At 68.9% G+C, this 24,209-nt stretch carries 15 protein-coding genes and 3 rRNA genes; 3 read left to right on the top strand and 15 right to left on the bottom strand.

The genetic code is table 11. The features are described 5' to 3' along the window. The first annotated feature begins 76 nt into the window (after nt 1–76). Nucleotides 77–1,558, top strand: coding sequence for an MFS transporter (locus OG823_RS05095; RefSeq protein WP_371477872.1), 1,482 nt, complete (start codon nt 77–79; stop codon nt 1,556–1,558). 263 nt (nt 1,559–1,821) lie between these two features. On the opposite strand, the gene OG823_RS05100 is transcribed toward OG823_RS05095, so the two are convergent. From OG823_RS05100 to OG823_RS05165, 14 genes are all read right to left on the bottom strand, one after another. Next, on the bottom strand, nt 1,822–3,225 hold the full coding sequence (locus OG823_RS05100; RefSeq protein WP_371477874.1) for a DNA polymerase IV: 1,404 nt from the start codon (nt 3,223–3,225) through the stop codon (nt 1,822–1,824). A 66-nt stretch (nt 3,226–3,291) separates the two neighbouring features. Then, a complete protein-coding gene (locus OG823_RS05105) occupies nt 3,292–3,990 on the bottom strand; it encodes a vancomycin high temperature exclusion protein (protein ID WP_371484310.1) in 699 nt (232 codons plus the stop codon). 151 nt (nt 3,991–4,141) lie between these two features. Continuing rightward, nucleotides 4,142–4,843 (bottom strand): MerR family transcriptional regulator, encoded by a 702-nt coding sequence (locus tag OG823_RS05110; protein WP_371477876.1) that lies wholly within the window; start codon nt 4,841–4,843, stop codon nt 4,142–4,144. Between the two features lie 335 nt (nt 4,844–5,178). Continuing rightward, complete coding sequence (locus OG823_RS05115) at nt 5,179–5,652, bottom strand: bifunctional nuclease family protein (RefSeq protein ID WP_371477877.1); 474 nt, start codon at nt 5,650–5,652, stop codon at nt 5,179–5,181. A gap of 140 nt (nt 5,653–5,792) precedes the next feature. Beyond that, nucleotides 5,793–6,485 carry a MerR family transcriptional regulator gene (locus tag OG823_RS05120; RefSeq protein WP_371484311.1) on the bottom strand — a complete coding sequence of 231 codons (693 nt, stop codon included), beginning with the start codon at nt 6,483–6,485 and terminating at the stop codon, nt 5,793–5,795. Between the two features lie 179 nt (nt 6,486–6,664). Next, nucleotides 6,665–7,213: an FHA domain-containing protein gene (locus tag OG823_RS05125; RefSeq protein WP_371477879.1), complete on the bottom strand. Its 549-nt coding sequence runs from the start codon at nt 7,211–7,213 to the stop codon at nt 6,665–6,667. Nucleotides 7,214–7,751: 538 nt separating this feature from the next. Beyond that, the gene (locus tag OG823_RS05130; RefSeq protein WP_371477881.1) at nt 7,752–8,879 is read right to left on the bottom strand and encodes a DUF881 domain-containing protein; all 1,128 of its coding nucleotides are present in this window, start codon (nt 8,877–8,879) and stop codon (nt 7,752–7,754) included. Between the two features lie 61 nt (nt 8,880–8,940). Next, nucleotides 8,941–9,273 (bottom strand): small basic family protein, encoded by a 333-nt coding sequence (locus tag OG823_RS05135; protein ID WP_371477882.1) that lies wholly within the window; start codon nt 9,271–9,273, stop codon nt 8,941–8,943. After that, a complete protein-coding gene (locus OG823_RS05140) occupies nt 9,270–10,361 on the bottom strand; it encodes a DUF881 domain-containing protein (RefSeq protein ID WP_371477883.1) in 1,092 nt (363 codons plus the stop codon). The genes OG823_RS05135 and OG823_RS05140 overlap by 4 nt, the downstream gene beginning before the upstream one ends. A 156-nt stretch (nt 10,362–10,517) precedes the next feature. Further along, nucleotides 10,518–13,013, bottom strand: a complete 2,496-nt coding sequence (locus OG823_RS05145) for a sugar phosphate nucleotidyltransferase (RefSeq protein WP_371477884.1) — start codon at nt 13,011–13,013, stop codon at nt 10,518–10,520. A 122-nt stretch (nt 13,014–13,135) separates the two neighbouring features. Beyond that, nucleotides 13,136–13,747 carry a CDP-alcohol phosphatidyltransferase family protein gene (locus OG823_RS05150; RefSeq protein WP_371477886.1) on the bottom strand — a complete coding sequence of 204 codons (612 nt, stop codon included), beginning with the start codon at nt 13,745–13,747 and terminating at the stop codon, nt 13,136–13,138. A gap of 126 nt (nt 13,748–13,873) precedes the next feature. Beyond that, nucleotides 13,874–13,990 (bottom strand): 5S ribosomal RNA (gene rrf, locus OG823_RS05155). A gap of 90 nt (nt 13,991–14,080) precedes the next feature. Next, a 23S ribosomal RNA gene (locus OG823_RS05160) occupies nt 14,081–17,218 on the bottom strand. 285 nt (nt 17,219–17,503) lie between these two features. After that, nucleotides 17,504–19,026 (bottom strand): 16S ribosomal RNA (locus OG823_RS05165). Together the 16S, 23S and 5S rRNA genes form the textbook arrangement of a ribosomal RNA operon. A gap of 694 nt (nt 19,027–19,720) precedes the next feature. Between OG823_RS05165 and OG823_RS05170 the strand changes: the two genes are divergently transcribed. Beyond that, on the top strand, nt 19,721–20,170 hold the full coding sequence (locus OG823_RS05170) for a PTS glucose transporter subunit IIA (protein WP_371477888.1): 450 nt from the start codon (nt 19,721–19,723) through the stop codon (nt 20,168–20,170). A gap of 134 nt (nt 20,171–20,304) precedes the next feature. Continuing rightward, entirely contained in the window at nt 20,305–21,975 is a 1,671-nt protein-coding gene (gene ptsP / locus OG823_RS05175; protein ID WP_371477890.1) for a phosphoenolpyruvate--protein phosphotransferase, read from the top strand. Nucleotides 21,976–22,045: 70 nt separating this feature from the next. On the opposite strand, the gene OG823_RS05180 is transcribed toward ptsP, so the two are convergent. Then, nucleotides 22,046–24,064, bottom strand: coding sequence for an acetoacetate--CoA ligase (locus OG823_RS05180; RefSeq protein WP_371477892.1), 2,019 nt, complete (start codon nt 24,062–24,064; stop codon nt 22,046–22,048). Nucleotides 24,065–24,209: the final 145 nt, after the last annotated feature.

The raw sequence follows: 24,209 nt of genomic DNA on the forward strand, positions 1-24,209 counted from the left end.
GTGCATCTTTGTCCAGCTGGTTCACTTTCCCTCGCCTGAAGCATCGTCTTGAGGCGCAGACCCTGGAGGAAGCACCGTGAGTGAGGCACCACAGCCCACCACCGCGGCAGCCGGACAGAGCAGTTCCCGGGTACTCCCGGCCCTGATCCTGGCGATGCTGTCGTTCAGCGTGGTGCAGACCGCGGTCGTCCCGATCCTGCCCTCGCTCGCCAAGGAACTGGGCGTCTCCGGTTCCAACATCACCTGGCTGATGACGGCCAACCTGCTCTCCGCGGCCGTCCTCACCCCGCTGCTGGGCCGCTTCGGCGACCTGCGCGGACGCAAGCAGATGCTGCTGATCTCGCTGGCCGGCCTGGTCGCCGGTTCGGTCCTCGCGGTGAGCACCCACTCGTTCACCTGGCTGGTCGTGGCCCGCGTACTGCAGGGTGCGGGCGGTGGCGTGCTCCCGCTGGCGATCAGCATCGTCCGCGACGAGCTGCCCAAGGAGAAGGTCACCGGCGGCGTCGCCGGTATCAGCGCCTCGATGGGCGTCGGCAGCGGCCTCGGCCTGGTGGCCACCGGCCTGCTGCTGGAGCACTGGAGCTACAAGTCCATCTTCTGGATGGGCCTGGTCTTCGGCCTCATCGCGTTCGCCCTGGTCGCCCTGCGCGTCCCGAAGGACCCGGTGGTCGACAAGGAGGGCGGCGCCGACCCGCTGGGCGCGCTGACCCTGGCCGGCTGGCTCTCCGCGCTGCTGGTCGCGGTCAGCCAGGGCAACAGCTGGGGCTGGACGTCCAACAAGACCCTCGGCCTGTTCGCCGTCGCCGCCGTGGTCGCCCTGATCTGGGGGATCATCGAGGTCAAGGTCAAGCACCCGCTGGTCGACATGTCGATGATGTCCCGCCCCGCGGTCGCCTTCACCAACCTGGCCGGCCTGCTCATCGGGTTCGGCATGTACGGCTCGTTCATGGTGATCAGCAACTTCGCGCAGACCCCCGCGCGGCTGACCCACTACGGCTTCACCGCGACCGTCCTGCACGCCGGTGTGATGCTGCTCCCGTCCGCCGTCGGCAGCATGGTCGCCGCCCCGCTCGGCGCGGTGCTGATCGCCCGGCGCGGCCCGCGGCTGCCGCTGGTCCTCGGCGGCGTCCTCGGCGCCGTCGCGATGGCCTACCTGGCCACCAGGCACAGCCACGAGGCGGACATCTACACCGCCTCGGCCATCTTCGGCCTGGGCATCGGCCTCGCGTTCTCCGCGATGCCGGCCTACATCAACGGCGCCGTCCCGGTGGAGCAGAGCGGCATCGCCAACGGCATGAACGCCGTCCTGCGGACCGTCGGCGGCGCCATCGGCACCGCCGTGATGGCCGCCATCCTCACCGGTGACACCATCCCGCGGCTGCCCGTCGCCCTGCCGACGCTGAACGCCTACGAGCACGCGTTCTGGACCGCCGCCGCCGTCTGCGCCGTCGCCGGCGCCGTGCCGTTCCTCATCCGCCGGATCAAGGCGGCCGCCCCGGCGACCGAGCTCTCCGGGGAGCAGACCTCCAGCCCCGAGCTGGTGAAGACCGACGCCTGACGAGGCGTCCACCCCCGCACCTGGGGACAGGGTGCGGGGGGCGGGGCCACCGGGGATCGACGAGGGCATCGCGATCACCCCACGGCCCGGCCCGACACGCGGCCCCGCCCGGACTCCTCCGGGCGGGGCCGCGTCGCGCACCGGCGCGATCCGGGAGCGGCGCCGCACTGCACCGCACCGCCCCAGCACCGCCGCACCGCCGCACCGCATCGCCCCAGCACCGCCCCAGCACCGCCCCAGCACCGCCGCACCCCCTTACCCCTTCACCGCCGCAACGGCAGCGGCGCCGAGGGCTCCAGCGCCGGATCCTCCACCAGGAACGTCCGCACCCGGCCGCGCTCGCTCCAGGGCGTCTCGAATCGCACGGTGACCCGGCCGACCCCGCTGCCCTGCACCCAGCCCGGCCCGAACTCCGTGTGCGTGACGTCCTGCCCCGGCATCCAGCGCCGGGCGGCGGGCGCCGCCTGCACCGGCTCCACGGGCTGCTCCCGCGCCGCATCCCCCTCCACCGGCTCCGCGGGCGGCTCGGCCTCCGCCCGCTCCCGCGCCGCCGCCCGCTCCCGCGCCGCCTCCCGCACGGCCTGCGCGAAGAGATCCTCCTGCGTGTAGTCGGCGAGTTGGGAGACGCCGACGCCGAGCAGCCGGACCCCACCCGTCACGTCCACCTGCGCCGCCAGTCTGCGGGCGGTCTCCGTGATCACCGCCTCGTCGTCGGTGGGGCCCCGGAGCGTCTCCGACCTGGTCAGCGTGGAGAAGTCGAACCTGCGCACCTTGAGCACGACCGTGCGCCCGGAGCGCTCGGCGGCGTGCAACCGCCGCACGCAGCGCTCGGCCAGCACCTGCACCTCGTGCATGATCCGGTCGCGGTCCAGGAGATCGACCTCGAAGGTGTCCTCCACCGACACCGACTTGGCGTCCCGGTCCGGCACCACCGGCCGGTCGTCCAGCCCCAGGGCCATGTGGTGCACACCCGCACCGTGCGAGCGGCCCAGCAGGCGGATCAGCTCGGCCTCACCGGCCTCGGCGAGATCGGCGACCGTGCTGAGCCCGGCCTGCCGCAGGGACTGCTCGGTGGCCGGACCGACCCCCGGCAGCGCACGCACCGGCATCGGGCCCAGCACCGCGCGCTCCCGACCCGGCGTGACCAGCACCAGGCCGTCCGGTTTCGCCTCCTCCGAGGCGATCTTCGCCATCAGTTTGGAGCCGGCCGCGCCCACCGAGGCGGTCAGCCCCGTCCGGCGCTCGATGTCCGCCCGCAGGTCCTCCGCCAGGGCCAGCACCAGTTCGGCGCCGTCGGCGGCCTCGGCGAGCGCCGGGCCGTGGCGGCCCGCCTCCAGATCGACGAACGCCTCGTCCAGACTGAGCGGCTCCACCAGGGGCGACAACTCCCGCAGCAGACCCATCACGAGGTCGCTGACCTGGCGGTAGGCCTCGAACCGACCGGTCAGGAAGGCCGCGTTCGGGCACAGCCGGCGGGCCTGGGCCATCGGCATCGCCGAGTGCACCCCGAACGTCCGCGCCTCGTAGGAGGCGGTGGAGACCACACCGCGCCCGCCGAGGCCGCCCACCACCACCGGCTTGCCGCGCAGGCTCGGCTTGGACGCCTGCTCCACCGAGGCGAAGAAGGCGTCCATGTCGAGGTGGATGATGCTCGGCAGTGACCGCACCTGCCGATCATGCCGTAGGGGTACGACATCCGAGCGCCCGCGCGCCGCCGGGAGGGAGCATCCGGATCAGCGGGCCCCCGCGTCCGCCAGCGCCCGCGCGATGCCCTGCTCCTGGGGCCCGAGCAGCGCCGGATCCGGCCGCAGCCATGCGTTCAGCGCGGCCTTGCCCGCACCCGGGATCTCCCGCAGGCCGCCGTACAACCAGGTGAGGTCGTGCGTCTCGGCCGCACCGACCGCGTACGCGTCGATGCCGGCCGCCCGACAGAGCGCCAGCGCCCGCCGGATGTGGAAGTCCTGACTGACCAGCACCGCCCGGTCGACCCCGAAGATCCGCCGGGCCCGGGTGCAGGAGTCCCAGGTGTCGAAGCCCGCGTAGTCCCCGACCACCCGCACACCGGGCACGCCGTGGTCGACGAGGTAGCGCCGCATCGCGTCGGTCTCGTCGTAGTCCACGTGCCCGTTGTCGCCGGTCACCAGGATCGCCCGCACCTTGTCGCTCCGGTACAGCGCCAACGCGGTGTCCAGTCGCTGCGCGAGGTAGGGGGACGGCTCACCGTGCTCCAACCCGGCCCCGAACACCACCGCCACGGGCGCGCTGGGCGCCGTGGCGAGCGTGCGGATCCTGTCCTGCGTGCTCGCGAAGACCCAGGCGCTCGGCGCCAGCGCCACCCCGCACAGCAGGGCGAGCAGTTGGAACGCCCGCCGCTGACCGCCGCGGCCGCGCAGCCGGGCGAGCGGACCCCGGCCCGGTCGTACATCCCGCATCGGCCGCGGTACCCGCACGAAGTACCTGCCCGGCACGTCGCCTCCTTGATCGGTTCACCACCGGTGACGACGCGACCGGCCCGGACGGTTCCCCGTCCGGGCCGGTCGTGTGGTTCGACGGCGTCCCGCGCCGGCGGGCCGCGCGCGGCTCTCAGCCCGCGCGGTTGCGGCGCTGCGCCAGCTCGTCGGCCGGGTCCTGCCCGACCAGCGTCTCGCCGGTGTCCGTGCGCTCGGCGTGCAGCCGGGCCAACGAGGACTCCAGCTCCTTCCAGACCGCGCCGATCGCGATGCCGAAGACGCCCTGGCCCCCCTTCAGCAGGTCGACCACCTGCTGGGGCGTGGTGCACTCGTAGACCGTGGCGCCGTCGCACATCAGGGTGAGCCCGGCCAGATCGCCGACCTCGGCGCCCTGCACATGGGTGACGGCGACCCGGATGTTCTGCAGCGAGACGCCGGCGTCCAGCAGCCGCTTCACGATCTTCAACGTCAGGATGTCCCGGAAGCTGTACAGCCGGTGGGTGCTCACCGGGAGGACCGAGCGCACGCTCGGCTCCAGCAGGCCGGTCCGCGCCCAGTAGTCCAGTTGGCGGTACGTGATGCCGGCGGCGGCGCAGGCCGTCGGGCCCCGGTAACCGACCAGGGCGGAGGTGGGGGCGAGCCGCTCGATGTCCGGCTGGCCCGCCTGGACCGCCGGGAAGCGCCCGATCCTGGGGCCGCCGCGGCCGGACGGCTCCGCGGCGCCGGGCTCCGCCGTCCTCGCGTCCCAGGCGTGGTCCATCACGCCGCGCCCGGTGCGCTGGACATGCACGGAGCACACGCCACCCACGGCCACGTCATCGCCGGTGCTGGTCATGCCTACCTCCGTCCACTCGCGCTGCGGGCAACCCGGCCGAGGGCGGAGCCCGCGGCCACTCCTGACGGTAGGCAGTCACACTTGGCCCGTCAACGATCGCCACGCCGGGCGCGACAAACAGCGTCACTCGGGAGAGTGGTTTTTCGTGCCCCTAGTGTGGGTAGGTGGACGGCTTTTGGCAAAAGCAGATGGACGCACCCCAGGAGCGGGTCCGACGGCCGAGTGTTCCGACGGCCGAGTGTTCCGACGGCCGAGTGTTCCGACGGCCGAGCGTTCCGACGGCCGAGCGTTCCGGCCGGCCGACGGCGACCGTGGTCACCCGCCGGCACCGGCGATCACTGCTGGCCGCCGCCGAAGTCCTCGGGCGAGACCTGGTCGAGGAACTCGCGGAACTTCTCGACCTCGTCCTCCTGCTCGTCCGGGATGGCGATGCCCGCCTCGGCGAGCACGTCCTCGCTCCCGTAGATCGGGGTACCCGTGCGCAGGGCCAGCGCTATCGCGTCGGACGGCCGGGCGCTGACCTCCACGCCGCCGGAGAACACCAGCTCGGCGTAGAACACACCCTCACGCAGGTCGGTGATCCGGACCTCGGTGAGCTGCTGGCCCAGGGCCTCCAGCACGTCCTTGAACAGGTCGTGCGTCAGCGGGCGGACGGGCGTCATGCCCTGCTGGGCGAAGGCGATCGCGGTCGCCTCACCCGGGCCGATCCAAATCGGCAGGTAGCGGTCGCCCCCCACCTCGCGCAGCAGCACGATCGGCTGGTTGGAAGGCATCTCCACCCTGACACCCACGACGTCGAGCTCATTCACAGTCGCAACCCTATGGCCCACACCCCGGATATGAAAGCGCAACCAGGAGCGGCCTGGTCACAGCGGTGCGGGCGGCTGCCGCGGGCACCCGGAGGCCCCCGCCGGGCGGACCCGGCACCGGCTCACCGAGGCGGCCGGGCCTAGCTCCGGCCGCGCATCGCGGCCTGCACCATCGCCGCGTGCAGCCGCACCGAGAGGGTGGCCAGATCGCGGGCGGTGGTCTCGGCGTGCGCCCGGGTCTGCGGATTGCGGTGCCGGCGCAGCGGGGCGACCACCTGGTCCACCAGGGCCACCTCCCGGTCGGCGGCGGCCTTCGTGGCCCGCAGATGACGCGGTTCGAGCCCGTACCGGCCGAGTTCGGCGACCAGGCGGGCGACCTGCAGCGCCTCGCCGTCGTACCCGCCGTCCGGGCCCGGCGTGACCAGGCCGTAGGACTCCCACTCGACGAGCTCGCGCTCCTGCGCCTCGGCGGCGGCCAGCAGTTCGGCCCGGCCGAGGCGGACACCGGCCGGTGAGCCGGAGACCGCCCCCAACTCGCGGTCCATCTCCTCCATCGGCCCCGGCCGGGTCTCGGGCGCGGGCAGGGCCGGCGGCGCCTCCCCGCGCTCGATGGCGTCCAGGTGCTCGCGGATGACGCGCAGCGGCAGGTAGTGGTCACGTTGCATGCGCAGCACGTAGGCGAGGCGCTCGACGTCCGGGGGGCTGAACTTGCGGTATCCCGAGGGCGTGCGCTGCGGTTCGACCAGGCCCTCCGCCTCCAGGAACCTGATCTTGGAGATGGTGACCTCCGGGAAGTCGTCCCGGAGGAAGGCCAGCACCGCGCCGATACTCAGCAGTTCCTCACCGCGCCGCCGGGAGTCGCCGGGGCGCTGGACAGGACGGCCGTACTGCCGGGGGGCCGCGATCACCCCCCGTGCGCCCTGCTGCGACTGGTCGCCGGACGGCACGGGGGTGATCGCCCCGAGAGATGTGGGAGGGTTCGCGCTCACTCGGGCTCCTGCCGAAGTCGTGTTCAGTACCCCCGGTGGTGGCTGGCGAAGAACACCAGCCGGTACTTGCCGATCTGCACCTCGTCGCCGTTGTTCAGCGACACCTCGTCGATCCGCTCCCGGTTGACGTAGGTGCCGTTCAGGCTGCCCACGTCGGCGACGGTGAAGCCGCCGCCGGGCGCCCGGCGGAACTCGACGTGCTTGCGCGACACCGTGACATCGTCCAGGAAGATGTCACCCTCCGGGTGGCGGCCCGCCGTGGTCTTGTCCGAGTCGAGCAGGAACCGGCTGCCGGAGTTCGGGCCGCGCTGCACGATCAGCAGCGCCGAGCCCGGCGGCAGCGCGTCGATCGCCGACAGCACCTCGGGCGAGAGCGCGGGCTGGGTTCCCGTACCGGCCTGGGTGGCGTTGGGGTCGTACGACTCCAGGCCGGAGATCGAGATGGTGGAGGTGGTCTCCGCGGCGCCCTCGGGGATCAGCCCGCCGCGCAGGGCGGTACCGCAGTTGGAACAGAAGCGGGCCGCGACGGGGTTCTGGTTCCCGCACCTGGGGCACGGAGTGGGGCCTCCCATGTTCACAGCCTCCTGGCGCGGCACACCCGACGGGTCGTGCCCGGCGTAGGGATCCGGGGCAAACCCTCCACCAGAGGTTGAGGGTCCTGTCGGGAAACCTATGCGCGGGGCGCCGGAGGAATCGACCGACGCGCCGTAGCCCGCCGGATTACCTCCCGAGTGGGCCCCGGCACCGTCCAGGTACATCGGACGGCCGGTGTCGTACTCGGCGCCCTCGGGGGCGGAGCGCATGCCCGGCACGGCGGGCTCCTCGTCGGCCCTGCGGTGGCGCGCGGTGGGCGCCTCGACAGCCGCACCACGGCGGTTGTTGCGACCGAACAACTTCGAGAAGAAACTCACGGGCGAATCCCCTTGCGTGTGACAGACCCGCCCGCGGGGCAGGGTGAGAACCTCGGACAGGCTGTGAACCCGGCTGACCGCCGGGTTGATGGGAGTGGTGCTCCGACTGACAGCGGTACGGACAAGTGTCGCCGACGCTCGCGCGGCGGCCGCCACCGGGGGCCGCCCGCAGCTGACGGCCCGTACGGGAGGAGCGCCGTCACTTCGCCGCCGGCTTGGCGTACTGCGGCGTCCTCGGATCGGCGAGCGCGTCCACGACGATCTTCTGCTGCTCGGCGATGGTGGCGCGCGCCTGGTGGCTCTCCAGGGTGCGGACCACACCACCGGGGATGTTCAGGGCGGGCGTCAGGTCCTGCGGATTGCCGACGACGGTGAACCGGTAGGGCTGCGAGACGTTTCTGCCGTCGATCTGGACACCACCGCTCGACACATCGGTGAAATAGGTGTTCACCACCACGCGCACATCGTTGATCTGAATCGCCTCCGCCCCCGCCGCTCGTAGTTCCTGCAGGGTGTCCAGCAGCATATCCGCCTTCACCTGCCCTTGGGGATCATCGACCGTGAGGACGATGCCCGGACCAGTGGCTTTGACCGTCCCGGCGAGCACGCCGAGCTCGGTCGCCTTCTTCCTGGTCTGTTCCTGGGCCTCCTTGGCCTGGTTCGAGCTGTTCTCCAACTGGGCCAGGGACTGCTCCAACTGTGCTTTCTCCTGTTGGAGACGCTGCTGACGGCTGTCCAGTTCGTCGAGGATGCGGACCAGATCCTCCTGGCGGGCCCCACGCAGCTGGTTGTGGTCGTTGGTGGAGCGCACCTGGATCGCCAGGGCGAGCCCGAGCGAGAACAGCAGCAGCGCCACCACCAACTGGCCGCGCGAGAGCCGCGGCGGCCAGACCGCCGCGCGCATCCGCAGTCGCCCGGCGACGGCCGGAGCCGAGGCGGCCGGTGCGGAGGCGGCCTTGTCCCCGGTCGGGGAGGCCGTGCGGCGCTTCGTCGGCTCTGCCGCGGCCGCATCTGGGGCCGCCGCGGGCTCGGACGCCGCCGCGGGCTCGGACGCCGGGTCCGGCTCCCCGGCGGCGGGCGCATCGGAGGACGGTGCTTCGCGGGACGGCGCATCGACCGGCGCGTCGGCGGGTGCGCGGGTGGTCGGGACCTGCACCGGTACGGGTGTCCCGCCCGGCGCGGGCGCCGGTTCTCCGGCGGAGGCCGGCACAGCAGCGGTCGGCACAGCAGCGGACACCGCGCCACCCGTACCGGGCTCGTCGGCGGCGCTCCCCGCGCTCCCGGGGTACTCCTGCGGCGGCGCCGTCGGCCGTTCGTCCCGCTCCACGCCGTCTCCCTCCGGTCCGTCCTGCGGCGTCCCCGTGGCGCCCACGCCGCCCGGCCCCGGCTCAGGCACGGAAGACATGGCGCCTGATCGCGGCCGCGTTGGAGAAGATCCGGATGCCGAGCACGACCACCACGCCGGTGGAGAGCTGGGATCCGACGCCGAGCTGGTCGCCCAGGAAGACGATCAGCGCCGCGACGACGACATTGGAGAGGAAGGAGACCACGAAGACCTTGTCGTCGAAGATTCCGTCCAGCATCGCGCGCACGCCGCCGAACACGGCGTCCAATGCCGCCACCACCGCGATCGGCAGATACGGCACCACGGCGTCGGGCACCTCGGGCTGGACGAAGAGGCCGACGATCACCCCGATCGCGAGACCCAGTACGGCAATCACGGTCTGCTTGCTCCTGTTCGTGCGGAGGTCGACCCGGCGGTCGCGGTCGGCTGCTTGCTGCTGGTGCTGGGCGGGTGCGAGGAGGCGCCGGGAGACTTCGCACCGGATGAGGACGTGCCCGCGACCGTGCCGGAGGGGCTCGGAGCGGCGGAGGCACTGGGCGAGGCGGAGGCACCGGGCGAGGCGGAGGCGCCGGGCGAGGCGGTGGGTTCGGTGACGGGCCCGGCCGTCCGCAGGGTCACCCCGACCGCGGCGGGCAGCGTCACCTTCCGCTGGGCCGAGAGGTCGTACTTGATGCCGTAGCTCTCCTGCAGCAGGTGCAGGTAGTGGCCGGCCATGCCGTTCTCGAAGGCCACGCCGAGCTTGGAGCCGTCCCCGATCGCCAGCACGGTGTACGGCGGCACCAGCGGCCGGTTGTCCACCAGGACGGCCTCTCCCGCGGCGCGGATCGCGGACAGCGCGGTGAGCCGCTGCCCGTTGATGGACACCGCCTCGGCACCGGCCTGCCAAAGGCCGTTGACCACGAGTTGGAGATCCCGGTCGCGCAGCCGCCCGCTGTTGTCGAAACCACCGGCCTGCCGCGGGTCGACGTTGCCGCCGCTTCCGGTGTCGGCGGCGTCCTGGATCACCAGCCGCACCCCCGGGCCCGTGACCTCACCCGTACCCACCGTGCCGGCCAGTTCGGCGAGCCCGCCGTCGTCACCGGTCTGCAGCGCCTGCTGCTGGGTGTTGTCCACCTTCACCCGCAGGTCCTGGACCTGCTGCTGCAGCCGGTCCGCGGCGCCCGTGGTGTCCGTGACCCGGCGGATGAGCGCGTCGCGCTCCTTGGCGAGGGCCGGCTGCGCGTTGTGTGCGTTGACGGCCCCCACCGTCACGATCAGCCCGACCAGGGCCAGACCGACGCCGAGCGTGGCCAGGCCTCTGCGGGTGGTCGGGATCCGGCTGGGCCGCCCGTCGCCCCGAGCGGCGGCCGCCTGCGCGTACCCCTCGTCCAGGGCGTGGTCCATCACGTTGGTCAGCAGGGACATCGAGGCGTCGGGACGGCTGAATCGTCCGTCCCTGGCACTCGGCGTCGGCGTCGCTGGCATGCGGACCATCGTCCCACGTCGGCGAAGTGCCCCGACCACACCCCCGGCACTAACCCCCGTGCCACGACCATCGGTTGTCGCCGGATCGTGACCAACGGGACGAACCGGACGGAGGGGCGGGGCGGCGTCGGCCGCCCCGCCCCTCCGTCCGGGCGGTCACCGCCCGGCGCCGTCCACGACCGTGGCCCACTCCTCCAGGAGCTGTTCGGTCGCCGCGTCGTCGGGCCCCTCGGCCCAGAGGTGGGTGATGGCCTCGGCCGGGTCCGGCAGGACGAGCGTCCAGCGCCCGTCGGCCTCGACCACCCGGACCCCGTCCGTGGTGTCCAGCCGGCGGCTGCCGGCCGCCTCCACCACCGAACGCATGACCATGCCCTTGGCCGCCCAGGGCGTCGGGATGGAGCGTCGCCGGATGTGCGCCTGCGGGATGCGGGCGTCGATCTGGCTCAGCGTGAGCTGGGTACGGGCCACCAGCCCGACCAGCCGCACGAACGCCGCGGCCCCGTCCAGCACGCCGCTGAACTCCGGGACCACGTAGCCGCCCCGGCCGTCGCCGCCGAAGACCGTGCCCTCGGCCGCCGCGGCCTTGGCCAGGTCGTCCGGGCTGGTCGTGGTCCAGGTGACCTGGGTCCCGTGATAGGCCGCGACCTGCTCGGCGATCCTGGTGGTGGTCACCGGCAGCGCGACCTGGCCGCTGCGCCGCTCGGCCGCCACCAGATCGAGCAGGACCAGCAGGGCGCGGTCGTCGTCGATCACGCGGCCGAGCTCGTCCACGAAGGACACTCGCTCGCCGACCGGGTCGAACCGCACGCCGAAGGCCGCCCGCGAGGACGCCACCAGTTCGCCGAGCCTGGCCAGTCCGGCCCGGCGCGACTCGGCGTCCTCCGTCGGCCTCGCCTCGTCCAGACCACCGGAGACCGTCAGCGCCTCGACGCCGAGCCGGCCCAGGATGCTGGGCAGCACCAGACCGGCGCTGCCGTGGGCGGTGTCGACGACGACCTTGAGGCCGGCCTCCCGCACGCCCGTGGTGTCCACGGCCCGCAGCAGGTTCCCCGCGTACGAGTCGAAGACGCTGGACGGGAACGTCAGGTCGCCGATCTCGCCGGGAAACGCCCTGCGGTACTCCTGGCGGGCGTAGACCCGGTCGAGCTTGCGCTGTCCGGCCTGGGAGAGGTCCGCGCCGCGCTCGTCGAAGAAGAGGATGTCGAGCGAGTCCGGCACCCCGGGCGTGGTCCGCAGGAAGATCCCGCCGGCGCTGCCGCGCGCGGTGTGCTGCCGGGCGACCGGCATCGGTACGTTCTCCAGGTCGCGGACGTCGATCGCACTGGTCTGCAGGCCCGAGATCATCGCCCGCTTGAGCGCACGGGCACCACGCGAGTGGTCACGCGCGATGGTGACCGTGGCGCCCTTCTTCACGGTGGTCGCGTACGCGCCCGCCAGGCGGACCGCCAGCTCGGGCGTGATCTCCACGTTGAGGATGCCGGAGACGCCGCGCAGGCCGAACAGGTGCTCCTGCCCCCGGGACTCCCAGATCACCGAGGTGTTGACGACGGCGCCGGCCTCGATGGTCTTGAACGGGTAGACCCGGACGTTGCCGGCGATGAGGGACTCCTCGCCGATCAGGCACTCGTCACCGATGACCGCGCCGTCCTCGATCCGGGCCGCGCGCATCACGTCGGTGTTCTTGCCGATCACACAGCCCCGCAGATTGGTCTGCGGGCCGATGTAGACGTTGTCGTGGACCACGGTCTTGTGCAGGAACGCCCCGCGCTTGACCACCACGTTGCTGCCCAGCACGGTGTGCTCGCGCAGCTCGACGCCGGCCTCGACCTTGGCGTAGTCGCCGATGTACAGCGGTCCGCGCAGGATCGCCTCCGGGTCGACCTCCGCGCCCTCGGCCACCCAGACGCCGGGCGAGATCTCGAATCCGTCGAGCTCGACGTCGACCTTGCCGTCCAGGACGTCCGCCTGGGCCTTCTGGTAGCTCTCGTGCGTGCCGACGTCCTCCCAGTAGCCCTCGGCGACATAGCCGAAGACCGGCTTGCCCTCCTTGAGGAGCTGGGGGAACACGTCACTCGACCAGTCGACGGACTCGCCGGCCGCGACGTAGTCGAAGACCTCCGGTTCCATCACGTAGATCCCGGTGTTGACCGTGTCCGAGAACACCTGGCCCCAGGTCGGCTTCTCCAGGAAGCGCTCGACCTTGCCCTCGTCATCGGTGATCGTGATGCCGAATTCCAGGGGGTTGGGCACCCGGGTCAGGCAGACCGTGACCAGTGCCCCCTTCTCACGGTGGAAGGCGATCAGTTCGGACAGGTCGAAGTCGGTGAGTGCGTCACCGGAGATGACCAGAAAGGAGTCGTCCTTGAGCGCGTCCTCGGCGTTCTTGACGCTGCCAGCGGTACCCAGTGGTGTCTCTTCGTTGGCATATGTCAGATGCATACCCAGCTCTTCGCCGTCACCGAAGTAGTTCTTGACCAGCGAGGCCAGGAACTGGACGGTGACGACGGTGTCATTGAGACCGTGCCGCTTCAACAGCCGCAGCACGTGTTCCATGATGGGCCGGTTCGCTACCGGCAGCAGCGGCTTGGGCATACTCGATGTCATCGGACGGAGTCGAGTGCCCTCGCCCCCCGCCATCACAACGGCTTTCATACGGGTGCGTCCTCCTTCGCGGTGGTGGACCCTGCGGATCCATCAAACCGTTCCAGGGCTTCTCTACCCGGAAGAAATCATCCGACGCACCGTGTCGTCGTGCGACTTCTCTCAAAAGCGTCTCAAACCGCGGAGGCGGCCTCCGCTTTCACGATCTGCCGGGCCTGCACGGCGTAGAGGATGCCGGCCCACCAGTAGAGCGTGGTCCCCCACCAGATGAAGGCCCAGCTGACCGCGTTGGCCGGAGCGGCGATCCAGCTGTGGCCGGTGCCCAGCAGCAGAAGCGGAAAGGCGTACATCAGATTGAACGTCGCCGCCTTGCCGAGGAAACTCACCTGGAGCGGCCCGTAGCCGTGCCGGCTCAGGATGGGCAGGAGGCAGGCGATGAAGGCCTCGCGGGCCAGCAGGATCGCGGTCAACCACCACGGCAGAATGCCGCGCCAGGTGAGCCCCAGCAGCGTCGACAGCACGTACAGCCGGTCGGCGAGCGGATCCAGGATCTGCCCGACCCGGCTGATCTGCCCCCACCTGCGGGCCAGCTTGCCGTCCAGGTAGTCGCTGATACCGCTCAGCATGAGCAGCGCGACGGCCCAGCCGTCGTTGTTCGGCCCACCGAACTCGGGCCACAGCACCAGCCAGAGAAAGACCGGGACGCCGACCAGCCTGCCCATGCTCAGCAGGTTGGGGATGGTGAGGACGCGATCGGTCTGGACCCGCGTCTCCTGGACCTCCACCCGGGGGCCTCCTGTACGTTGCCGACATCGTGCGGCGTGCCGCACGATTGTGCCTGATTGTGCATGATGACCCTACAACAGAGAAACCCCCGTCCGGTTGCCCGGCGGGGGTTTCTCTGAATGATTGTTCGGCGGCGTCCTACTCTCCCACAGGGTCCCCCCTGCAGTACCATCGGCGCTGTGAGGCTTAGCTTCCGGGTTCGGAATGTAACCGGGCGTTTCCCTCACGCTATGACCACCGAAACACTATGAAACTGTCACCGCACCGCTCTCCCCGTGGCCCGGGAAAAACGGGGTCGTTGTTTCAGAACAACACAGTGGACGCGAGCAACTGAGGACAAGCCCTCGGCCTATTAGTACCGGTCAGCTCCACCCCTTACAGGGCTTTCACATCCGGCCTATCAACCCAGTCGTCTACTGGGAGCCTTACCCTCTCAAGGAGGTGGGAATACTCATCTCGAAGCAGGCTTCCCGCTTAGATGCTTTCAGCGGTTATCCCTCCCGAACGTAGCCAACCAGCCATGCCCTTGGCAGGACAACTGGCACACCAGAGGTTCGTCCGTCCCGGTCCTCTCGTACTAGGGACAGCCCTTCTCAATATTCCTACGCGCACAGCGGATAGGGACCGAACTGTCTCACGACGTTCTAAACCCAGCTCGCGTACCGCTTTAATGGGCGAACAGCCCAACCCTTGGGACCTACTCCAGCCCCAGGATGCGACGAGCCGACATCGAGGTGCCAAACCATCCCGTCGATATGGACTCTTGGGGAAGATCAGCCTGTTATCCCCGGGGTACCTTTTATCCGTTGAGCGACGGCGCTTCCACAAGCCACCGCCGGATCACTAGTCCCTGCTTTCGCACCTGCTCGACCCGTCGGTCTCACAGTCAAGCTCCCTTGTGCACTTACACTCAACACCTGATTGCCAACCAGGCTGAGGGAACCTTTGGGCGCCTCCGTTACTCTTTAGGAGGCAACCGCCCCAGTTAAACTACCCACCAGACACTGTCCCTGATCCGGATCACGGACCCAGGTTAGACATCCAGCACGACCAGAGTGGTATTTCAACGTCGACTCCACAACCACTGGCGTGGCCGCTTCAAAGTCTCCCACCTATCCTACACAAGCCGAACCGAACACCAATATCAAGCTATAGTAAAGGTCCCGGGGTCTTTCCGTCCTGCTGCGCGAAACGAGCATCTTTACTCGTAATGCAATTTCACCGGGCCTATGGTTGAGACAGTCGAGAAGTCGTTACGCCATTCGTGCAGGTCGGAACTTACCCGACAAGGAATTTCGCTACCTTAGGATGGTTATAGTTACCACCGCCGTTTACTGGCGCTTAAGTTCTCAGCTTCGCCGAGACGAATCTCGACTAACCGGTCCCCTTAACGTTCCAGCACCGGGCAGGCGTCAGTCCGTATACATCGCCTTACGGCTTCGCACGGACCTGTGTTTTTAGTAAACAGTCGCTTCTCGCTGGTCTCTGCGGCCGGCCCCAGCTCAGAGTGCAAGACTCATCACCAGTTCCGGCCCCCCTTCTCCCGAAGTTACGGGGGCATTTTGCCGAGTTCCTTAACCATAGTTCACCCGAACGCCTCGGTATTCTCTACCTGACCACCTGAGTCGGTTTGGGGTACGGGCCGCCATGAAACTCGCTAGAGGCTTTTCTCGACAGCATAGGATCATCCACTTCACCACAATCGGCTCGGCATCAGGTCTCAGCCTCAATGAGTGACGGATTTGCCTATCACTCGGCCTACACCCTTACCCCGGGACAACCACCGCCCGGGCTGGACTACCTTCCTGCGTCACCCCATCGCTCACCTACTACCCTGTTGGGTCAGCGGCTCCACCACGTCCCTTTGTCCGAAGACTCCGGGCCGGCTTCACGGCTTTAGCATTCAGAGGTTCGACGTTGGCGCTTCAAAGCGGGTACGGGAATATCAACCCGTTGTCCATCGACTACGCCTGTCGGCCTCGCCTTAGGTCCCGACTTACCCTGGGCAGATCAGCTTGACCCAGGAACCCTTGGTCAATCGGCGCAAGAGTTTCTCACTCTTGTATCGCTACTCATGCCTGCATTCTCACTCGTGTCCCGTCCACAACTGGATTCCTCCGCTGCTTCACCCGGAACACGACGCTCCCCTACCCATCACAGCCCCCGTTGGGGGTATTGCTGCAATGACACGACTTCGGTGGTGTGCTTGAGCCCCGCTACATTGTCGGCGCGGAATCACTTGACCAGTGAGCTATTACGCACTCTTTCAAGGGTGGCTGCTTCTAAGCCAACCTCCTGGTTGTCTCTGCGACTCCACATCCTTTCCCACTTAGCACACGCTTAGGGACCTTAGTCGGTGTTCTGGGCTGTTTCCCTCTCGACCATGGAGCTTATCCCCCACAGTCTCACTGCCACGCTCTCACTTACCGGCATTCGGAGTTTGGCTAAGGTCAGTAACCCGTTGAGGCCCATCGCCTATCCAGTGCTCTACCTCCGGCAAGAAACACGTGACGCTGCACCTAAATGCATTTCGGGGAGAACCAGCTATCACGGAGTTTGATTGGCCTTTCACCCCTAACCACAGGTCATCCCCCAGGTTTTCAACCCTGGTGGGTTCGGTCCTCCACGAAGTCTTACCTCCGCTTCAACCTGCCCATGGCTAGATCACTCCGCTTCGGGTCTTGGGCATGCAACTACGCATCTAAAAAGACGCTGCGCCCTATTCGGACTCGCTTTCGCTACGGCTACCCCACACGGGTTAACCTCGCTACACACCGCAAACTCGCAGGCTCATTCTTCAAAAGGCACGCAGTCACGAGACACACAGCAAGCTGCACGTCCGACGCTCCCACGGCTTGTAGGCACACGGTTTCAGGTACTATTTCACTCCGCTCCCGCGGTACTTTTCACCATTCCCTCACGGTACTATCCGCTATCGGTCACCAGGGAATATTTAGGCTTAGCGGGTGGTCCCGCCAGATTCACACGGAATTTCTCGGGCTCCGTGCTACTTGGGAGAAGCTCAAGTGAGCCGCTGATGTTTCGTCTACGGGGGTCTTACCCTCTACGCCGGACCTTTCGCATGTCCTTCGACTACACCAACGGTTTCTGACTCACCCAGCCGCCGGCAGACGACTGAAGAACTTTCCCACGACCCCTACTACGCAACCCCTGCCGGGTATCACACGTAACAGGTTTAGCCTCATCCGGTTTCGCTCGCCACTACTCCCGGAATCACGGTTGTTTTCTCTTCCTGCGGGTACTGAGATGTTTCACTTCCCCGCGTTCCCTCCACATACCCTATGTGTTCAGGTATGGGTGACAGCCCATGACGACTGCCGGGTTTCCCCATTCGGAAACCCCCGGATCAAAGCCTGGTTGACGGCTCCCCGGGGACTATCGTGGCCTCCCACGTCCTTCATCGGTTCCTGGTGCCAAGGCATCCACCGTGCGCCCTTAAAAACTTGGCCACAGATGCTCGCGTCCACTGTGCAGTTCTCAAACAACGACCAGTCACCCACCATCAACGCGTCACGACGCATCTCAAGTAGGACCGGCACTGAAGCAACGACCATGACAGCCGTTCCCTCAGGACCCAACAACGTGCCCGCCACGACCCAACCCCACCGGATGCTTTCCACGCGCCGAAGCGCAGTACTCGCGGTCGATGAGACCGAACCGTGCCGAATAGTCAACGTTCCACCCATGAGCAACCGTGTGAGACATTCGCTCACATCCGGCTATGTGCTCCTTAGAAAGGAGGTGATCCAGCCGCACCTTCCGGTACGGCTACCTTGTTACGACTTCGTCCCAATCGCTGGTCCCACCTTCGACGGCTCCTCCCCTTACGGGTTAGGCCACCGGCTTCGGGTGTTACCGACTTTCGTGACGTGACGGGCGGTGTGTACAAGGCCCGGGAACGTATTCACCGCAGCATGCTGATCTGCGATTACTAGCAACTCCAACTTCATGGGGTCGAGTTGCAGACCCCAATCCGAACTGAGGCCGGCTTTTGGGATTCGCTCCGCCTCGCGGCATCGCAGCCCTTTGTACCGACCATTGTAGCACGTGTGCAGCCCAAGACATAAGGGGCATGATGATTTGACGTCGTCCCCACCTTCCTCCGAGTTGACCCCGGCAGTCTCCTGTGAGTCCCCATCACCCCGAAAGGCATGCTGGCAACACAGAACAAGGGTTGCGCTCGTTGCGGGACTTAACCCAACATCTCACGACACGAGCTGACGACAACCATGCACCACCTGTATACCGACCACAAGGGGGCGACCATCTCTGGCCGTTTCCGGTATATGTCAAGCCTTGGTAAGGTTCTTCGCGTTGCGTCGAATTAAGCCACATGCTCCGCTGCTTGTGCGGGCCCCCGTCAATTCCTTTGAGTTTTAGCCTTGCGGCCGTACTCCCCAGGCGGGGAACTTAATGCGTTAGCTGCGGCACCGACGACGTGGAATGTCGCCAACACCTAGTTCCCAACGTTTACGGCGTGGACTACCAGGGTATCTAATCCTGTTCGCTCCCCACGCTTTCGCTCCTCAGCGTCAGTAATGGCCCAGAGATCCGCCTTCGCCACCGGTGTTCCTCCTGATATCTGCGCATTTCACCGCTACACCAGGAATTCCGATCTCCCCTACCACACTCTAGCCTGCCCGTATCGAATGCAGACCCGGGGTTAAGCCCCGGGCTTTCACATCCGACGCGACAGGCCGCCTACGAGCTCTTTACGCCCAATAATTCCGGACAACGCTCGCACCCTACGTATTACCGCGGCTGCTGGCACGTAGTTAGCCGGTGCTTCTTCTGCAGGTACCGTCACTTGCGCTTCTTCCCTGCTGAAAGAGGTTTACAACCCGAAGGCCGTCATCCCTCACGCGGCGTCGCTGCATCAGGCTTTCGCCCATTGTGCAATATTCCCCACTGCTGCCTCCCGTAGGAGTCTGGGCCGTGTCTCAGTCCCAGTGTGGCCGGTCGCCCTCTCAGGCCGGCTACCCGTCGTCGCCTTGGTAGGCCATTACCCCACCAACAAGCTGATAGGCCGCGGGCTCATCCTGCACCGCCGGAGCTTTACACCCACCCCCATGCGGAGGAAGGTCATATCCGGTATTAGACCCCGTTTCCAGGGCTTGTCCCAGAGTGCAGGGCAGATTGCCCACGTGTTACTCACCCGTTCGCCACTGATCCACCCCGAAGGGCTTCACCGTTCGACTTGCATGTGTTAAGCACGCCGCCAGCGTTCGTCCTGAGCCAGGATCAAACTCTCCGTGAATGTCTGCCCGTAATCGAGCGGCCACCCGCGTTGAGCGGCGCGGCGACCCCCGGAATAGGGAAGCCCCGCGCACTGCGTCCTCGCTAGTGTTTTGTTACCAAAGGAATCTCCAACCCGGATCGAACGACCCGGACCGGGGATGTCAACATATCTGGCGTTGACTTTTGGCACGCTGTTGAGTTCTCAAGGAACGGACACTTCCTTCGAGCCGCTCTCACGGTCTCTCCGGGCGCTTCGTTCTTTCGTGTTCTCAGACTAGCAGATCCGTTTGCCTGGTCTTAACCACTGCGTTTCGTTTCTGAAACCTGAAGTTCACCATCACCTCGTGGCGACCTGAGCAACGATAGCCCTTCCCGTGCCGAGCACCTAATCGAGCCGCGCCGGGCATCACCCGATTGGGGCCGATTCGGGGCGGCTGACCTGCTCAGGACGATGGTCCCGGCTCACCCGAATGCCGTAGAGTGCGGCGCGTCGAGCAAGAGGACTAGACCACTTGCGATCGCACGGCGCCCCGCCCGCCACTCCCCGGATCTCGCCCCCCTGTACGGCGATCGAACCGGGAGGCGGCGAGTAGATCACCGCCGATCGAGGGCGGTATGTCCAAGATGTCCGAAGTTGACATGATTTAGGCTTCAGTCGATGTCCGGCCGCTGCCGAGGCTGCACGCTGCACCTCGCATTTGGGAGGCTCCACCATGACCACTGTGACGTCGCCGCTCGCCGGCCGCGCCGTCGGGCTCGCCGCCGTGCCCGACCCCGTCTTCTCCGGTGCCATGGTGGGTCCCGGTACCGCGATCGACCCGGTCCGGGAGCCGACCGAGGCCGTCGCCCCGGTCGACGGTCTGGTGGTGTCGATGCACCCGCACGCGTTCGTCGTGATGGACGCCGACGGACACGGCGTCCTCACACACCTGGGAATCGACACCGTTCAGCTCAACGGCGAAGGTTTCGAGCTGCTCGTCAGCAAGGGCGACCAGGTCCGGCGCGGCCAGCCCGTCATCAAGTGGAACCCGGCCGCGGTGGAGGCGGCCGGGAAGTCGCCGATCTCGCCGATCGTGGCGCTGGAGGCCTCCCCGGAGGCGCTCAGCACCGTGGCCGAGAGCGGTGAGGTCGCCATGGGCGGCGACCTCTTCATCTGGAACTGAGCCGCCCCTCCGGGACGGCGGTGCCGGGGCCCCACGGCCACCGGACCAACCCCTCTCAAGGACCTGACCGGGACCGGCCGCGAGGAACGGCCGGGCGCAGCGGTTCGTACAGGACCGGGTGAAAGGAACGTGGAATGGAACAGACCCTGCGCGGCGTGGGCGTCAGCCACGGAGTCGCCATCGGACAGGTACGGCACATGGGGACCGCCGCGCTGGAGCCGCCCGCCACCCAGATCCCGACCGCGGACGCACCGCGCGAGCAGGCGCGCGCCCAGGCGGCCGTCGACGCGGTCGCCGCGGATCTGCTCGCCCGCGGCAACCTGGCCGGCGGGGAGGCGCAGGCCGTCCTGGAGGCGCAGGCCCTGATGGCGCAGGATCCGGAGCTGATGGCGGACGTCCAGCGCCGGATCGCCGTCGGCAGCAGCGCCGAGCGCGGTGTCTTCGACGCGTTCGCCGCGTACCGGGCGCTGCTCGCCTCGGCCGGCGAGTACCTCGCGGGGCGGGTCGCGGACCTGGACGACGTCCGCAACCGGATCGTCGCGCGCCTGCTCGGTGTACCGATGCCCGGTGTGCCGGACAGCGACGAGCCGTACGTGCTCTTCGCGCAGGATCTCGCGCCGGCGGACACCGCCCTGCTGGATCCGACCCTGGTCCTCGGCTTCGTGACCGAGGAGGGCGGTCCGACCAGCCACAGCGCCATCCTGGCCCGGGCGATGGGTGTCCCCGCCGTGGTGGCCCTGCCGGGGGCGACGGATCTCGCCGAGGGCGTGGTGGTGGCCGTCGACGGCAGCACCGGCGAGGTGCTGGTGGAGCCGACCGCGGAGAAGCAGGACGAGCTGCGCCGGGTCGCCGCCGAGCGGCGGGCGGCGCTGTCGGCGTCGTCCGGGCCGGGGCAGACCTCGGACGGGCACAAGGTGCCGCTGCTGGCCAACGTGGGCGGGCCGGCGGATCTGCCGGCCGCGTTGGAGGCGGGCGCCGAGGGCGTGGGTCTGTTCCGTACCGAGTTCCTCTTCCTCGACGACTCGGCGAAGGCACCGGACGAGGAGAAGCAGTTCGAGGCGTACCGGAAGGTGCTGGAGGCGTTTCCGGAGGGCCGGGTCGTCGTCCGCGCGCTGGACGCGGGGGCCGACAAGCCGCTGGACTTCCTCACGCCGGCCGACGAGCCGAACCCGGCGCTGGGCGTGCGGGGGCTGCGCACGCTGCTCGAACACCCCGAGGTGATGCAGACCCAGTTGCGGGCACTGGCCAGGGCCGCGCAGGGCCTGCCGGTGTACCTGGAGGTCATGGCGCCGATGGTGGCGGACCGGGTGGACGCCAAGGCGTTCGCGGACGCCTGCCGGCAGGCGGGTCTGCGGGCGAAGTTCGGTGCGATGGTGGAGATCCCGTCCGCTGCGCTGCGGGCCCGGTCGATCCTGCAGGAGGTCGAGTTCATCTCCATCGGGACGAACGACCTCGCGCAGTACACCTTCGCGGCCGACCGCCAGGTGGGCGCCCTGGCCCGGCTGCAGGATCCCTGGCAGCCGGCGCTGCTGGATCTCATCGCGTTCTCGGCCGACGCGGCGAAGGCCGCGGGCAAGAGCTGCGGGGTCTGCGGCGAGGCGGCGGCCGACCCGCTGCTCGCCTGTGTGCTGACGGGGCTGGGCGTCACCAGCCTGTCGATGGGTTCGTCGTCCATCCCCTATGTGCGGACGGCGCTGGCCATGTACACGCTCGCCCAGTGCCGGCGCGCCGCGGCGGCCGCACGGGCCGCCGACACCGCGGTCGAGGCCCGGGCCGCCGCGCACCAGGTGCTGTCCGGCGAGTGACCGGACCGGCGGTGGGTGCCGGCCACCACGGGTGGTGGCCGGCACCCACCGCCGTACTCCCCGCGGACGGTCAGCCGCGGCGGTCCCGACCGAGGTGCTCGAAGAAGCGCAGGTGGTCGAGGTTGTCGACGGAGCCCGGGTTGACGGCCTGGTCCAGCGGCGTGCCGGCGAGCAGGCGCTTCACCGGGACCTCGATCCGCTTGCCGGTGAGTGTGTGCGGCAGACCGGCGACGGCGACGACCTCGTCGGGAACGTGGCGGGGGGAGAGCTGCTCCCGCAGAGAGCCGCGGATCCGGGCCCGCAGGCCGTCGTCCAGGCTCGCGCCGGGTGCGAGGACGACGAAGAGCGGCATCCAGTAGCCGCCGTCCGGCTCCTCGAGGCCGATGACGAGGGATTCGGCGATCTCGGGCAGCCGCTCCACGACCTCGTAGATGTCGGACGAGCCCATCCGGACGCCCTGGCGGTTGAGGGTGGAGTCCGAGCGGCCGTGGATGATCACGGTGCCGCGCGCCGTCACGGTGATCCAGTCCCCGTGGCGCCAGGTGCCCGGGTACATGTCGAAGTAGCTGTCGCGGTAGCGCGTGCCCTCGGGATCGTTCCAGAAGCCGGTCGGCATGGAGGGCAGCGGCTGGGTGACGACCAGTTCTCCGACCGCGTCGGTGAGCGGGCGGCCGTTCACGTCCCAGGACTCGACGGCGGCGCCCAGGCAGGGTGCCTGGATCTCACCGAGGTACACCGGCAGCGTGGGGACGCCGCCGACGAAGCAGCTGCAGACGTCGGTGCCGCCGCTGACCGAGGCGAGCCAGACGTCCTCCTTGACCTCCTCGTAGATCCAGCGGAAGCCGTCCGGCGGGAGCGGCGAGCCGGTGGTGCCGATGCAGCGGACGGCGGACAGGTCGAGGTCGCGGCCGGGGTGCAGCTCGGCCTTGCGGCCGGCCATCACGTAGGCGGCGGAGGTGCCGAGCACGGTGGCGCCGGTGCGGGCGGCGACCGACCAGAAGGCGCCGGTGTCGGGGTGGCCGGGGCTGCCGTCGTACGTGACGATCGTGGCACCGACGAGCAGGCCGGCGACCAGGAAGTTCCACATCATCCAGCCGGTGGAGGTGTACCAGAGGAAGCGGTCGCCGGGGCCGAGGTCGAGGTGCAGGCCCGCCTGCTTGAGGTGCTCGACCAGGATGCCGCCCTGGCTCTGCACGATGGCCTTGGGCAGGCCGGTGGTGCCGGAGGAGTAGAGGACCCAGAGCGGGTGGTCGAACGGGAGCTGTTCGAACTCCGGCTCCGCGGCGCCGGCGGTGAGGTCGTCCCAGTGCAGGGCGCCCTCGGGGGCCGGACCGCCGAGCAGCGGGACGTGGACGACGGTGCGCAGCGTGGGGAGCTCGCGGCGCAGCTCGGCGACGACGTCGGTGCGGTCGTGGTCCTTGCCGCCGTAGTGGTAACCGTCGACGGCGAACAGGACGGCGGGTTCGATCTGCTGGAGGCGGTCCAGGACGCTGCGGGCGCCGAAGTCGGGGGCGCAGGAGGTCCAGATCGCACCGATGGAGGCGGTGGCGAGGAGCGCCACCACGGCCTGCGGGATGTTGGGGAGGTAGGCGCCGACGCGGTCGCCGGGGCCGACGCCCCGGGCGCGCAGGGCGGCGCTGAGCGATCCGACCTGGCGGCGGAGTTCGGACCAGCTGAGGGTGATCGGCCGGTCGGTGGTCTCGTCCAGGTGGAGGATGGCCGGCCGGCCGGCGGTCGCCGGGTCCTCGCCGTGGCGCAGGGCGTGCTCGGCGTAGTTGAGGCGGGCGCCGGGAAACCAGCGGGCGCCGGGCATCGCGGGGTCGGCCAGGACGCTGTCGGGTGGGGTGGAGAACCGTACGTCGAACCACTGGGTCACGGCCGTCCAGAAGCGGTCCTGGTCGGCGGTGGACCACGCGTGCAGGTCGGCGTAGCGGGCGGCGGCCCGGTCGTCGTCGGTGGCGGGCGCGAGCGGGGCGCGGGGGGCGCCGTGGTGCGTGGCCGCCCAGGTCTGGAAGGCCACGATCCGGGTGGCGGCGGCGGTGGCGGGGTCGGGCCGCCAGAGCGGCTGGTCCTGGGGTGGGGTGCTCACTGTGGTGGTCTCCCGGCCGGAGGATGGGACGGGAGTGCTTGTGGCAGGGCCCGTCCGAGTGGCGCTGACGGTCCAGACCCTGCCACGTGATCGTCCCGGACGCCAGGGCCGCGCGGCCGAGCCGGCGGGCACCGTCGGGCGGGCG

This window comes from Kitasatospora sp. NBC_00315 (assembly GCF_041435095.1).
Lineage (GTDB): Bacteria > Actinomycetota > Actinomycetes > Streptomycetales > Streptomycetaceae > Kitasatospora.

Excerpts from the sequence above, each read along its gene's own strand:
- OG823_RS05105 (WP_371484310.1), bottom strand. The coding sequence starts at position 3,990 with ATGCGGGATGTACGACCGGGCCGGGGTCCGCTCGCCCGGCTGCGCGGC.
- OG823_RS05110 (WP_371477876.1), bottom strand. The coding sequence starts at position 4,843 with ATGACCAGCACCGGCGATGACGTGGCCGTGGGTGGCGTGTGCTCCGTG.
- OG823_RS05125 (WP_371477879.1), bottom strand. The coding sequence starts at position 7,213 with ATGGGAGGCCCCACTCCGTGCCCCAGGTGCGGGAACCAGAACCCCGTC.
- OG823_RS05140 (WP_371477883.1), bottom strand. The coding sequence starts at position 10,361 with ATGCCAGCGACGCCGACGCCGAGTGCCAGGGACGGACGATTCAGCCGT.
- OG823_RS05145 (WP_371477884.1), bottom strand. The coding sequence starts at position 13,013 with ATGAAAGCCGTTGTGATGGCGGGGGGCGAGGGCACTCGACTCCGTCCG.
- OG823_RS05170 (WP_371477888.1), top strand. The coding sequence starts at position 19,721 with ATGACCACTGTGACGTCGCCGCTCGCCGGCCGCGCCGTCGGGCTCGCC.
- ptsP (WP_371477890.1), top strand. The coding sequence starts at position 20,305 with ATGGAACAGACCCTGCGCGGCGTGGGCGTCAGCCACGGAGTCGCCATC.